This is a genomic window from Rhodospirillaceae bacterium (assembly GCA_018660465.1).
GTDB lineage: Bacteria > Pseudomonadota > Alphaproteobacteria > Rhodospirillales > JABJKH01 > JABJKH01.
In genome coordinates, this window is the sequence record JABJKH010000093.1 from 110083 (window position 1) to 121338 (window position 11256).

The 11256-nt window shown below is 52.1% G+C and carries 22 protein-coding genes; all 22 read right to left on the reverse strand.

The features are described 5' to 3' along the window. Positions 1 to 104 precede the first annotated feature (104 nt). On the reverse strand, positions 105 to 518 hold the full coding sequence (gene rplQ, locus HOM51_16450) for a 50S ribosomal protein L17 (protein MBT5036105.1): 414 nt from the start codon (positions 516 to 518) through the stop codon (positions 105 to 107). 57 nt (positions 519 to 575) lie between these two features. Continuing rightward, the gene (locus HOM51_16455; protein ID MBT5036106.1) at positions 576 to 1592 is read right to left on the reverse strand and encodes a DNA-directed RNA polymerase subunit alpha; all 1017 of its coding nucleotides are present in this window, start codon (positions 1590 to 1592) and stop codon (positions 576 to 578) included. Positions 1593 to 1704: 112 nt separating this feature from the next. Further along, a complete protein-coding gene (gene rpsK / locus HOM51_16460) occupies positions 1705 to 2097 on the reverse strand; it encodes a 30S ribosomal protein S11 (protein ID MBT5036107.1) in 393 nt (130 codons plus the stop codon). 28 nt (positions 2098 to 2125) lie between these two features. Further along, positions 2126 to 2503: a 30S ribosomal protein S13 gene (gene rpsM / locus HOM51_16465; GenBank protein MBT5036108.1), complete on the reverse strand. Its 378-nt coding sequence runs from the start codon at positions 2501 to 2503 to the stop codon at positions 2126 to 2128. 101 nt (positions 2504 to 2604) lie between these two features. Beyond that, positions 2605 to 3252, reverse strand: coding sequence for an adenylate kinase (locus HOM51_16470; GenBank protein ID MBT5036109.1), 648 nt, complete (start codon positions 3250 to 3252; stop codon positions 2605 to 2607). Beyond that, entirely contained in the window at positions 3249 to 4592 is a 1344-nt protein-coding gene (gene secY, locus HOM51_16475) for a preprotein translocase subunit SecY (protein ID MBT5036110.1), read from the reverse strand. The genes HOM51_16470 and secY overlap by 4 nt, the downstream gene beginning before the upstream one ends. A 39-nt stretch (positions 4593 to 4631) precedes the next feature. Beyond that, positions 4632 to 5216, reverse strand: a complete 585-nt coding sequence (locus HOM51_16480; GenBank protein ID MBT5036111.1) for a 50S ribosomal protein L15 — start codon at positions 5214 to 5216, stop codon at positions 4632 to 4634. Between the two features lie 46 nt (positions 5217 to 5262). Next, complete coding sequence (gene rpmD, locus HOM51_16485; GenBank protein ID MBT5036112.1) at positions 5263 to 5457, reverse strand: 50S ribosomal protein L30; 195 nt, start codon at positions 5455 to 5457, stop codon at positions 5263 to 5265. A gap of 3 nt (positions 5458 to 5460) precedes the next feature. Next, a complete protein-coding gene (gene rpsE, locus HOM51_16490; GenBank protein MBT5036113.1) occupies positions 5461 to 6099 on the reverse strand; it encodes a 30S ribosomal protein S5 in 639 nt (212 codons plus the stop codon). A 14-nt stretch (positions 6100 to 6113) separates the two neighbouring features. After that, positions 6114 to 6476, reverse strand: coding sequence for a 50S ribosomal protein L18 (rplR, locus tag HOM51_16495; GenBank protein MBT5036114.1), 363 nt, complete (start codon positions 6474 to 6476; stop codon positions 6114 to 6116). Between the two features lie 3 nt (positions 6477 to 6479). After that, complete coding sequence (gene rplF / locus HOM51_16500; GenBank protein MBT5036115.1) at positions 6480 to 7013, reverse strand: 50S ribosomal protein L6; 534 nt, start codon at positions 7011 to 7013, stop codon at positions 6480 to 6482. A 22-nt stretch (positions 7014 to 7035) separates the two neighbouring features. Then, positions 7036 to 7434 (reverse strand): 30S ribosomal protein S8, encoded by a 399-nt coding sequence (rpsH, locus tag HOM51_16505; protein MBT5036116.1) that lies wholly within the window; start codon positions 7432 to 7434, stop codon positions 7036 to 7038. Between the two features lie 15 nt (positions 7435 to 7449). Further along, on the reverse strand, positions 7450 to 7755 hold the full coding sequence (gene rpsN / locus HOM51_16510; GenBank protein MBT5036117.1) for a 30S ribosomal protein S14: 306 nt from the start codon (positions 7753 to 7755) through the stop codon (positions 7450 to 7452). Next, positions 7748 to 8317 (reverse strand): 50S ribosomal protein L5, encoded by a 570-nt coding sequence (rplE, locus tag HOM51_16515; GenBank protein MBT5036118.1) that lies wholly within the window; start codon positions 8315 to 8317, stop codon positions 7748 to 7750. Before rplE ends, rpsN begins: the two co-directional genes overlap by 8 nt. 14 nt (positions 8318 to 8331) lie before the next feature. Beyond that, a complete protein-coding gene (rplX, locus tag HOM51_16520; GenBank protein MBT5036119.1) occupies positions 8332 to 8649 on the reverse strand; it encodes a 50S ribosomal protein L24 in 318 nt (105 codons plus the stop codon). Next, positions 8649 to 9017: a 50S ribosomal protein L14 gene (gene rplN / locus HOM51_16525; GenBank protein ID MBT5036120.1), complete on the reverse strand. Its 369-nt coding sequence runs from the start codon at positions 9015 to 9017 to the stop codon at positions 8649 to 8651. Before rplN ends, rplX begins: the two co-directional genes overlap by 1 nt. Before the next feature lie 35 nt (positions 9018 to 9052). Further along, complete coding sequence (gene rpsQ / locus HOM51_16530; protein ID MBT5036121.1) at positions 9053 to 9289, reverse strand: 30S ribosomal protein S17; 237 nt, start codon at positions 9287 to 9289, stop codon at positions 9053 to 9055. A 9-nt stretch (positions 9290 to 9298) separates the two neighbouring features. Continuing rightward, complete coding sequence (gene rpmC, locus HOM51_16535) at positions 9299 to 9502, reverse strand: 50S ribosomal protein L29 (protein ID MBT5036122.1); 204 nt, start codon at positions 9500 to 9502, stop codon at positions 9299 to 9301. A 6-nt stretch (positions 9503 to 9508) separates the two neighbouring features. Further along, entirely contained in the window at positions 9509 to 9925 is a 417-nt protein-coding gene (gene rplP, locus HOM51_16540) for a 50S ribosomal protein L16 (GenBank protein MBT5036123.1), read from the reverse strand. A 27-nt stretch (positions 9926 to 9952) separates the two neighbouring features. Then, on the reverse strand, positions 9953 to 10630 hold the full coding sequence (gene rpsC / locus HOM51_16545) for a 30S ribosomal protein S3 (GenBank protein MBT5036124.1): 678 nt from the start codon (positions 10628 to 10630) through the stop codon (positions 9953 to 9955). A gap of 1 nt (position 10631) precedes the next feature. Then, positions 10632 to 11012: a 50S ribosomal protein L22 gene (gene rplV, locus HOM51_16550; GenBank protein ID MBT5036125.1), complete on the reverse strand. Its 381-nt coding sequence runs from the start codon at positions 11010 to 11012 to the stop codon at positions 10632 to 10634. 2 nt (positions 11013 to 11014) lie between these two features. Next, positions 11015 to 11256 (reverse strand): 30S ribosomal protein S19 (gene rpsS / locus HOM51_16555; GenBank protein ID MBT5036126.1); only part of this gene is annotated, 242 nt, incomplete at its 5' end.

Below are 11256 nucleotides of genomic sequence, written 5' to 3' on the forward strand. Positions count from 1 at the left end.
ACAATTCCGTCTCATTTGAATAATCATCAGTTTAACATGGCGAAACAAAAAGAGGCAGCCACTAAGGACTGCCTCTTAAAACAAATCTTTTGCGATTTGGCGCCCTATTCTTCGTCCACAGCCGCTTCTTCCGCTTCAACCCGGGCTAAATCTTCAGCACCCTTGGCATCAGGATCACGATCAACCAATTCAATGATCGCCATCGGTGCCGAATCGCCATAGCGATAGCCAGCACGAAGCACGCGGGTGTAGCCACCACTGCGCTCCTTGTAGCGCTCAGCCAACGTGCTAAACAGCTTGCCAACCAAAGCCCGGTCTTTCAAAACCGAAACAGCTTGGCGACGCGCGTGTAGATTGCCCCGCTTGCCCAGGGTAATCATCTTATCGGTCACCCGGCGCAATTCCTTGGCCTTGGGCAATGTTGTTTTGATCTGTTCGTGAGTCAGCAATGACACTGCCATATTCACAAACATGGCCTTGCGGTGCGAACTCGTACGATTTAGCTTCCGGCCGCTCATACCGTGGCGCATGGTTTTAACTCCTTAACGATTAATTCTTTTCTATTTGACGAAAACTCAGAACGGGTCTTCCAACCGTTTCGCCATTTCTTCAATATTCTCAGGCGGCCAATTGGGGATTTCCATGCCCAAGTGCAGCCCCATTTGCTGAAGCACTTCCTTGATCTCATTCAAGGACTTACGGCCAAAGTTTGGCGTCCGCAGCATATCGGCTTCAGTTTTTTGAACCAGGTCACCAATGTAGATGATGTTGTCGTTCTTCAGGCAATTGGCAGAACGTACGGACAGTTCAAGTTCGTCAACCTTACGAAGAAGGTTTTTATTGAACGGCAATTCGTCTCTGTCTTCTTCGCTGCCCCGTGTTTCGGGCTCTTCGAAGTTGATGAACAACTGCATTTGGTCTTGAAGGATCCGTGCTGCCAATGCCACCGCATCTTCTGGTGAAACCGCGCCGTTGGTCGTGACATCAAGCGTCAGCTTATCGTGGTCAGTTACTTGGCCAACCCGTGTATTCGTAACTTTATAGGCCACCTTACGCACGGGAGAGAACATGGCGTCGATGGGAATCAAACCAATCGGTGATTCTTCCGGCCGGTTTTGCGTCGCCGCAACGTAGCCTTTGCCCAATTCAACGGTCAGTTCCATGCTTAATTTGGCCCCTTTATCGAGGGTACAAATCACATGATCCGGGTTCATGACTTCAATATCAGGACCCGTTTCAATCATGCCAGCCGTTACTGCCCCTGGCTTTTCAGCCCGCAGCATCATCCGTTTCGGACCTTCCGCACTAAGACGGAGACCGATGCCCTTAATGTTCAGGACTATGTCGGTCACGTCTTCACCGACGCCCGGAAGCGACGAGAATTCGTGCAGCGCACCGTCGATGTGGATTGCTGTTACCGCTGCACCTTGCAGCGACGACAACAGAATCCGCCTCAACGAATTGCCCAAAGTAAGGCCGAAGCCCCGCTCCAACGGTTCCGCAACGATTGTGGCGTTGCGCGTCGGGTCATCACCAGCCACCACTTCTAGTTTCGCCGGTTTAATGAGTTCTTGCCAATTTTTTTGAATCACCTGAGCGACCTCACGCTTGTCATGTTTTTGAGAAACATGACCTGTTTCTAAAATGCCTAAGCTTTTTCACAAATCGTGCCGGAAGCTTAGGACGTAAACTTAAATACCCCTGTTAAACGCGACGGCGTTTCCGGGGGCGGCAACCATTGTGTGGGATCGCCGTCACATCACGAATAGCTGTGATGGAGAACCCAATAGCCTGTAATGCCCGCAACGCTGATTCACGTCCGGACCCGGGGCCTTTAACTTCGACCTCCAAGGATTTCATACCGTGCTCCATGGCCTTACGTCCGGCTTCTTCACCGGCCATCTGGGCCGCATACGGCGTCGACTTGCGGGAGCCCTTGAAACCCTGGGCCCCAGCAGACGACCATGCGATTGCGTTACCTTGCGCATCGGTAATCGTAATCATCGTATTATTAAACGTCGCATTAACGTGCGCTACGCCGGAAACAATGTTTTTCCGTTCGCGGCGGCGTGTACGTACAGTAGTGGGCTTTGCCATGACCGTTACTTAACCTTTAAATTCTAAATTATGTCGTTACTTTTTTCTTACCGGCGATCGCTTTGGCCGGGCCCTTACGGGTCCGCGCATTGGTATGCGTCCGTTGGCCGCGCACAGGCAGCCCCCGACGATGCCGAAGGCCCCGGTAACAACCAAGATCCATCAATCGTTTAATGTTCATCGCTTTTTCACGACGCAGATCACCTTCAACCTGGTAATTCTGGTCGATTGATTCGCGAATTTGTGTAAGCTCACTGTCGGTAAGCTCGTTAACCCTGCGGCTATCGGGGATTCCAATATTCGCGCAAATCTCACGCGCCTTGGTCCGACCGATTCCATGAATGTAAGAAAGCGCTATAACAACCCTTTTTTGGGTCGGTATGTTCACGCCAGCAATACGCGCCAAAGCTGGTACTCCTTAAACCTTGTAATTAAACGCAAATGAGCCCACGGGAAACCCGAAAGAGGCGCGATTATAAGCGTACACGCCTCTAAGTCAACCTGAACTCAACCCTTTAAAATCTCATTCAAACGATCTGTTACAATATCAATCGCAGCCATACCGTCTACACTACTTAACACTCCTTTTTCGCGATAGAACGCGAGGATCGGAGCCGTCTGCTCGTGGTACATATTTAGTCGATTTCGTACCGTTTCCGCATTGTCGTCGGAACGCCTGATAAACGTCGTCCCACTACACTTGTCGCACACCCCTTCTTGTTGGGGCTTTTGAAACTCATCGTGATAACCGGCACCGCAATCTTCGCAGGTATAGCGGCCTGTAATCCGTGTCACCATGGCGTCATCGTTGCACGCCAATTCTAAAACATGATCGATCCGAAGCGCCTTTTCCTCCAACATGGTGGCCAGCGCTTCAGCCTGGGCCGTCGTCCGGGGAAAGCCGTCCAGGATAAATCCGTTCTCGCAATCCGGCTCACTAATCCGTGACGATATCATCTCGATGATAATTTCGTCAGACACGAGCTCCCCAGCATCCATAATTCCTTTTAACCTTTCGCCCAATTCACTCCCGGATGCCACTGCTGCGCGCAACATGTCGCCGGTAGAGAGTTGGACAATGTTATGTCCCTCTTCCAATCTCTTCGCCTGTGTCCCCTTACCAGCCCCTGGGGGACCAAAAAGGATTATGTTCATCCCCTTCTACCCCTTAGCTTGGATTTCTTGATCAGACCCTCGTACTGATGCGCCAGCAAATGCGACTGAACCTGCGCAACCGTATCAATGGTCACCGAAACAACAATTAGCAAACTCGTACCACCGAAATAGAACGGCACCGAATACTTAGAAATAAGAATTTCCGGCAACAAGCAGACCAGAGCCAAATAGGCGGCACCTATAACAGTTAGGCGGGTCAACACTCTGTCGAGATACTCAGATGTATTTTTGCCCGGTCGAATTCCCGGCACAAAGCCGCCGTACTTCTTCAAATTATCCGCAGTCTCCGTCGGGTTGAAAACCACAGCGGTGTAGAAGAAGGCAAAGAACACAATCAGTGAGATATAAATTATCAGATAAGCTGGCTGACCTCGCCCCATATAAGCGTTAAGAATCTGTAGCCATTCAGGCCCAGTGCCCGCCGACAACTGCATCACCGTTACCGGCATCAACAGCAAAGAACTCGCGAAAATTGGCGGGATCACGCCGGACGTATTGAGCTTCAACGGCAAATGCGAAGTTTCGCCCTGTGTCATCCGATTGCCTTGCTGGCGTTTCGGATACTGAACAATAATTCGTCGCTGGGCTCGCTCGACAAAAACGATGAAGTAAATTACACCGACTGACATTGCCAACAGGAAGACGATGAACAGTGTCGATAATGCGCCCGTCCGACCTAATTCGACCGTTCCCGCCAACGCACTCGGCAAGTTCGCAACAATGCCTGCAAAAATAATCAGGGAAATGCCGTTACCGACGCCCCGCGCAGTGATCTGTTCACCCAGCCACATCAGGAACATCGTGCCGCCAATCAGCGTCACAACCGTTGTGAAGCGGAAGAATGCACCGGGATCCATCACCGCAGAGCCTTGGCTCGTGCTCATGCCTTCAAGACCGACGGAAATTCCATAGGCTTGCATGGCGGTGATTAAAACTGTGCCGTATCGGGTATATTGGTTGATCTTCTTCCTGCCGGATTCGCCTTCTTTTTTCAAGGCTTCAAGGCTTGGCGAAACCGCCGTCATCAACTGCATGATAATCGACGCGGAAATATAAGGCATGATGTTCAACGCAAAGATCGTCATGCGGCTTAAAGCACCGCCGGCGAACATATCGAACATGCCCATGATGCCGCCAGAATTCTGCTGGAAGAAGTCTTTCAGAACGTTGGCATCAATTCCCGGCAACGGGATATAGGTCCCCAATCGATAAACAATCAGCGCGCCCAAGGTAAACCAGATGCGTTTCTTCAGTTCCGTCGCCTTTGAGAAGGCACTGAAGTTAATATTAGCAGCTAATTGTTCCGCAGCCGAAGCCATATTGTTATCCCAATGCTTGGAAAATCAGATCAATGTGATTTAGGCTTTCGCCTTTGCTTTCGCAACCTTCGGGCGCTGGGCGCTGCCATCATGGATCGCCTTAGACCTAGCACCCGCTTCCCCCTTATCTTTCTTTGCCGCCGCTTTTTCAGCCGAAGATGGACCAGCATCGATAACCGTCACCGTGCCACCAGCTTTTTCGACCGCAGCAATTGCACTCTTGGAGGCGCCCGTAACTTCGAGGCTTACCTTGCTCTTGATTTCACCGTTGCCGAGCAGCTTAACGCCGTCGTTGCTGCCTTTGATAAGGCCCGCTGCAACCAAGATATCGTGAGTGACAACGCCTTTGGCGTCCAATTTCTTAGCGTCAATTGCGGTCTGAATTTGGCCAACATTTACTTCGGCAAATTCTTTCCGGAAAATGTTGTTGAAGCCGCGCTTTGGAAGACGCCGATACAAAGGCATCTGGCCGCCTTCAAATCCGAGCAACGAAACGCCGCTCCGGGATTTTTGACCTTTTTGGCCGCTACCAGACGTTTTTCCGGTGCCTGATGCCATGCCGCGACCAACCCGTTTCCGGTCTCTGGTCGCACCTTTGTTATCACTAATTTCGTTCAGTCTCATCGTCTTCCACGCCTTCCGTTTGTCCAGGTATTAACCGAGTGCCGTATTAACCGGCTTCCTCGACCCGAACCAGGTGTTGAATCTTATTAATCATGCCGCGAACAGCTGGGGTATCTTCCAACTCACGGGTCTTGTGCATTTTGTTCAAACCGAGACCCACCAGGGTCCCACGCTGGTCCTTGGTCCGCCCAATCGGGCTCCCGATCTGGGTGACCTTTAATGTTTTTTTGCTGCCAGCCATTGTTTACTCCTCCGCTTTAGCAGCAGCACCGCTGCGTCGGGAGACAATTTCGCTGACCTTCTTGCCGCGCCGTGCGGCAACGCCCCGCGGTGACAAGCAATTTCCAAGCGCATTAAACGTCGCCTTGATCATGTTATGCGGATTGGCCGTCCCGATGGATTTGGTCACCACATCCTGAACGCCCATGGCTTCAAAGACGGCCCGCATCGGACCACCGGCAATTACGCCCGTACCTGGAGGCGCGCTGCGAAGGTGTACGTGACCTGCGCCGAAGCGACCCGTAATATCATGATGAAGCGTCCGGCCATCGCGCAACGGCACACGAACCATCTTGCGCTTAGCGGCGTCGGTCGCTTTGCGAATGGCTTCGGGAACTTCGCGGGCTTTGCCCGTGCCATAACCAACTTTGCCTTTTCCGTCACCAACGACAACAAGTGCCGCGAATGAGAACCGACGGCCACCTTTGACCACTTTCGCGACGCGATTGATGTGCACCAACCGATCAATCAGGTCTGATTCTTCGCCGCGATCTCTGTTGTCACGATCCCGGCCCCGGCCGCGACCACGGCCTCCTCCGCCACCGCCACCACGAGGGGGACGGCCAGATTCATTATTAGGTGCCTGTGCGGGTGTATCTGCCATAAACCTTGAACTCCTTAGAACGATAAGCCGGCTTCGCGAGCCGCTTCGGCCAGGGCTTTAACCCTGCCATGATATCGATATCCACCACGATCGAAGACGACCTCTTTAACGCCAGCAGCAATCGCGCGATCAGCGATCAACTTGCCAACCTTCGAAGCTGCATCCTTGTTGGACTTGCTCTTGAGCCCCCCAACTACGTCTTTTTCCATCGTCGATGCAGCGGCAAGGGTTGTCCCCGCCGTGTCATCAATAAGCTGGGCATAGATATGCTGGTTAGACCGAAAGACGGACAACCGGGCCCGACCCGTGTGGTTGCGCCTGATCTTGGACCGAACACGGCCCGAGCGGCGCTTTAATAGTTCCCTTGAATTTGCCATCGCTTACTTCTTCTTACCTTCTTTGCGCAAGATTTGCTCATCTGCGTACTTAATGCCCTTGCCCTTATAAGGCTCAGGCGGACGGTAGGACCTAATTTCAGCTGCTGTCTGTCCGACGCGCTGCTTATCAGCACCTTGAATTTCAATATGCGTCTGATCCGGGCACGTAATCTTAATGCCTTCAGGAATGGGGTGATTAACTTCGTGGCTAAAGCCAACCTGCAACACCAAGTCTTTGCCTTTAACTTGGGCGCGATAACCAACACCATTGATTTCAAGCTTCTTGGTATAGCCTTCGCTCACACCTTGAACCATGTTGCTAATGACGCTGCGTGCTGTACCCCACATTTTCCGGGCACCAATGCTATTGCCTCTCGGCTTAACGGACACCTGCTTGCCATCACTGGCGATATCTATATCACCTGAGAATTCAAAGCTCAGTTCACCTAGCTTGCCTTTTGTTTTCACCAGCTGACCGGCGACATCCACGGTTACACCGTCTGGAACATCAACGGGAAGTTGCCCTACTCTCGACATGGCTTATTCCTAACTCTCTACCCTAGAAGACCTTGCAAAGAACCTCGCCGCCGACATTCGCGGCGCGGGCCTCTGCATCGCTGAGCACACCTTGTGGTGTCGACAGGATGGAAATACCCAGCCCGTTGTAAACTCGCGTAAGATCTTTAATTTTCGAATACACCCGACGTCCCGGCTTTGAGACACGGCTGATTTCGCGGATCACTGGATCGCCCTCATGATACTTGAGTTCGATCTGCAATTCAGAAATTCCGGCAGATATTTCCGCTTGGGAATATCCACGGATAAATCCTTCCCGCTCCAACACCGCAAGCACATTGCTGCGAAGTTTGGAAGACGGTGCTTTGACGCTACTTTTGCGGGCCCGCTGTCCATTACGGATGCGAGTCAGCATATCGCCAAGAGGATCAGTCATCGACATATGTGTGTCCTCTCCCTACCAACTAGATTTGACAACGCCGGGAACTTGACCGTTAGAGGCCAGTTCACGCAACGCGATACGAGACAGTTTAAATTTACGGTAGTTACCCCGCGGGCGTCCGGACATCTCACACCGTAACCGAACACGTGTCGGCGACGAATTCCGGGGCAGCTTGGCCAACGCCAAACGCGCCTCAAAATTATCTTCCACCGATAGCGAGGAATCTTTGGCTCGTGCCTTCAGTTCCGCCCGCTTGGCAGCATACTTCTTCACGAGACGTTCCCGCCTCTTATTCTTTTCAACAGCGCTTCGCTTAGCCATTCTGCTTTTCTCCACTTGATGAGGCATCGCCGATGGGCATGTTGAACTGTTTAAGAAGTTCAAGTGCCTCACCGTCGTTTTGGGCGGATGTGCAGATCACGATGTCCATACCCCGGATCTGATCCACCTTGTCGTAGTCGATTTCCGGAAAAATAATTTGTTCAGTGATACCCAAGGCATAGTTGCCCCGGCCATCAAAACTTTTCGTGGACAAGCCACGGAAATCCCGAACACGGGGCAAAGCAACCGTCACCAGTCGATCTAGGAATTCGAACATCCTGTCGCGCCTGAGCGTTACCTTGCACCCAACGATCATGCCGTCCCGAAGCTTATACGTCGCAATTGATTTCTTTGCGCGCGTAACAATCGGCTTCTGGCCGGAAATTAGTGTCATATCGCTGACCGCACCTTCAATCTTTTTGCGGTCCTGCGATGCTTCGCCTACTCCCATATTCAGAACAATCTTTTCTAACTTCGGCACCAACATGGCGTTGGCATAGCCGAATTGTTCCTTCATCGCGGGATTTATGACGTTATTATAATGGTCACGCAAGCGTGGCATATCTAAAATCCTGTCTAATTATCAATGACTTCGCCGGACCGCTTAGCAACGCGGACCTTGCGGCCATCATCAAGAAACTTAAATCCAACCCGAGTCGGCTTATCGTCCTTAGGGTCGATATGAGAGATGTTCGAAAGATCAATCGTTGCCTCTTTCTCAATAATCCCACCTGTCGCTGTTTGTGTCGGACGCTGGTGACGCTTCACCATGTTTGCACCCTGAACGATTGCCCGGTTCTGCTTCGGGAGCACCCGCAGCACTTCGCCACGCACACCCTTGGACCGACCGTTCAACACAATGACCTGGTCACCTTTTTTAAATTTAATCGCCATTACAGCACCTCCGGCGCGAGCGAGATAATTTTCATGTATCTCTTGGCACGCAGTTCACGGGTCACGGGGCCAAAAATACGAGTTCCGACCGGCTCACCATTGGCGCTGATCAGAACCGCAGCGTTCCGATCAAATCGGATGGCAGACCCATCAGGCCGACGGATTTCTTTGGCCGTCCGCACGACAACAGCGCGCATAACTTCACCCTTCTTCACGCGGCCCCGGGGAATTGCTTCCTTAACCGTCACCACGATCACGTCGCCGACAGACGCATATTTGCGTTTCGAACCACCCAGCACCTTGATGCATTGAACGCGTCTGGCGCCCGAGTTATCCGCTACGTCCAAGTTTGATTCGGCTTGGATCATTGTCTCTTCCTTTTTCTAACCTAAAGGCCGTGCACTTACGCGCCTTCAGCAACTACTTCAAAACGCTTACGCTTGGAGATTGGACGACATTCGCGAATGCTGACTTCGTCCCCAACCTTATGCGTGTTGTTCTCGTCATGCGCCGAATATTTCTTGGAACGGCGAATGAATTTCTTATAGAGCGGGTGCATGATGCGGCGCTCGACCATGACGACAATCGTCTTGTCCTGAACGTCGCTGACCACGACACCTTTTAATACTCGGCTCGACATATCTGTATCCTAACCCTTGTCCGCTGTACGGCTACGCTCACCGGACAACGTCTTGATGCGCGCGATATCCCGACTGACTTGGCGTCTGCGCGCGGTATTTTCCAACTGTCCACTGGCTACCTGGAAGCGGAGATTGAAAGATTCCTTCCGCAGGTTCAGCAATTCTTCTTTAAGTTCATCATCGCTCTTGGCGCGAAGATCGGCGGCTTTCATATCTGCTTACTCCTCACCAAGACGTGTAACAAAACGGGTCTGCAACGGAAGCTTCGCCGCTGCCAATTCCATGGCGCGCTGCGCGACTTCTCTTGAAACACCGTCGATTTCAAACATAATTCGACCCGGCTTTACCCTGGCTGCCCAATATTCAGGCGTACCCTTACCTTTACCCTGGCGAACTTCGGCAGGTTTTTGCGAAACCGGAACATCGGGAAAAACCCTGATCCAAACACGGCCCGCACGTTTCATATGACGGGTCATCGCCCGACGTGCGGCCTCAATTTGCCGTGCGGTCACCCGCTCTGGCGACATTGCCTTCAAGCCAAATGACCCAAAGTTCAATGTGAACCCGCCTTTGGCCTTGCCATGGATGCGGCCTTTATGGGCCTTCCGATATTTTGTTCTTTTGGGACTCAACATTGTCCGTTTTCCTTAATTCTTACTATCTTAGCGTTGCGGCTGTTGTTCCTGAGCCAGCTTGTCCATGGCCATTGGATCGTGGGCCATAACATCACCCTTAAAGATCCAAATTTTCACACCACAGCTGCCATAAGTCGTCTCGCCGGTCGCCGTGCCGTAATCGACATTGGCGCGGAGCGTGTGCAACGGCACCCGACCTTCCCGATACCAAACCATCCGGGCAATTTCAGCGCCACCAAGACGACCCGAGCAATTGATCCGAATGCCCAAGGCACCCAAGCGCATGGCAGACTGAACAGCCCGCTTCATGGCGCGACGGCTGGAAACCCGACGCTCCAACTGGCTGGCAATATTTTCAGCAACCAACTGAGCATCAATCTCGGGCTTGCGAATTTCAACGATGTTCAAGTGAACATCAGAACCCGTCATGGCCGAAATATCAGTCCGCAGCTTTTCGATGTCTGCACCTTTTTTTCCGATCACCACACCCGGACGCGCCGAATGAATGGTAATACGTGCTTTTTTCGCCGGACGTTCGATAACGATCCTGGAAACACCCGCCTGGCTGAGCCGGCTTTTGAGCATTTCGCGGATTTTTAAGTCCTCATGCAACAGATCCGAATAATTCTCGTCAGCATACCAGCGGGAATCCCAAGTCCGGTTAATTCCCAGCCGCAGCCCGATCGGATTGACTTTTTGACCCATACTAAGCGTTCTCCTCGCGTTCGCGCACAATCAGGCGCATGTTGCTGAAGGGCTTGAAAATTCTTCCTGCCCGGCCTCTGGCACGTGGCCGCCAGCGCTTCATCACCATAGCTTTACCAACGGAGGCTTCCGCCACATAAAGCCGATCGACATCAAGCTGATGGTTGTTTTCCGCATTCGCGATTGCAGATTCCAACAGCTTCTTAACATCGTTGGAAATCCGACGACGTGAAAATTCAAGTTCAGCCAGCGCAGTTTCGCAGTTTTTTCCGCGAATGATCTGTGCAACCAAATTAAGCTTCTGAGGACTAACCCGAATGTGCTTGGCAAATGCCATTGCTTCATTGTCGGCCAAGACCCGAGGCGTAGAACGTTTACCCATGACTAGACCCTCTTCGCCTTTTTGTCGGCCGTATGGCCGATATAGGTGCGCGTCGGTGAAAATTCGCCCAGCTTGTGGCCGATCATTTCTTCGGTCACCAGCACGGGAATAAACTTCCTGCCGTTGTACACACCAAACGTCAGACCAACGAACTGAGGCAGAACAGTCGACCGCCGAGACCAGGTCTTAATAATTGCATTGCGTCCACTACCACGGGCAGCCTCTGCCTTCTTCAGCAAATAAC

Bases quoted from the DNA above. Each gene is read 5' to 3' on its own strand.
- rpsH (MBT5036116.1), bottom strand. From the start codon at position 7,434: ATGTCGATGACTGATCCTCTTGGCGATATGCTGACTCGCATCCGTAAT.
- rpsC (MBT5036124.1), bottom strand. From the start codon at position 10,630: ATGGGTCAAAAAGTCAATCCGATCGGGCTGCGGCTGGGAATTAACCGG.
- secY (MBT5036110.1), bottom strand. From the start codon at position 4,592: ATGGCTTCGGCTGCGGAACAATTAGCTGCTAATATTAACTTCAGTGCC.
- rpsN (MBT5036117.1), bottom strand. From the start codon at position 7,755: ATGGCTAAGCGAAGCGCTGTTGAAAAGAATAAGAGGCGGGAACGTCTC.
- rpsQ (MBT5036121.1), bottom strand. From the start codon at position 9,289: ATGTCGAGCCGAGTATTAAAAGGTGTCGTGGTCAGCGACGTTCAGGAC.
- rplX (MBT5036119.1), bottom strand. From the start codon at position 8,649: ATGGCGATTAAATTTAAAAAAGGTGACCAGGTCATTGTGTTGAACGGT.
- HOM51_16470 (MBT5036109.1), bottom strand. From the start codon at position 3,252: ATGAACATAATCCTTTTTGGTCCCCCAGGGGCTGGTAAGGGGACACAG.
- rpsE (MBT5036113.1), bottom strand. From the start codon at position 6,099: ATGGCAGATACACCCGCACAGGCACCTAATAATGAATCTGGCCGTCCC.
- rplN (MBT5036120.1), bottom strand. From the start codon at position 9,017: ATGATCCAAGCCGAATCAAACTTGGACGTAGCGGATAACTCGGGCGCC.
- rpsK (MBT5036107.1), bottom strand. From the start codon at position 2,097: ATGGCAAAGCCCACTACTGTACGTACACGCCGCCGCGAACGGAAAAAC.
- rplF (MBT5036115.1), bottom strand. From the start codon at position 7,013: ATGTCGAGAGTAGGGCAACTTCCCGTTGATGTTCCAGACGGTGTAACC.
- rplV (MBT5036125.1), bottom strand. From the start codon at position 11,012: ATGGGTAAACGTTCTACGCCTCGGGTCTTGGCCGACAATGAAGCAATG.
- rpmC (MBT5036122.1), bottom strand. From the start codon at position 9,502: ATGAAAGCCGCCGATCTTCGCGCCAAGAGCGATGATGAACTTAAAGAA.
- HOM51_16480 (MBT5036111.1), bottom strand. From the start codon at position 5,216: ATGAGACTGAACGAAATTAGTGATAACAAAGGTGCGACCAGAGACCGG.
- rplR (MBT5036114.1), bottom strand. From the start codon at position 6,476: ATGGCAAATTCAAGGGAACTATTAAAGCGCCGCTCGGGCCGTGTTCGG.
- rplQ (MBT5036105.1), bottom strand. From the start codon at position 518: ATGAGCGGCCGGAAGCTAAATCGTACGAGTTCGCACCGCAAGGCCATG.
- rplP (MBT5036123.1), bottom strand. From the start codon at position 9,925: ATGTTGAGTCCCAAAAGAACAAAATATCGGAAGGCCCATAAAGGCCGC.
- rpmD (MBT5036112.1), bottom strand. From the start codon at position 5,457: ATGGCTGGCAGCAAAAAAACATTAAAGGTCACCCAGATCGGGAGCCCG.
- rplE (MBT5036118.1), bottom strand. From the start codon at position 8,317: ATGCCACGCTTGCGTGACCATTATAATAACGTCATAAATCCCGCGATG.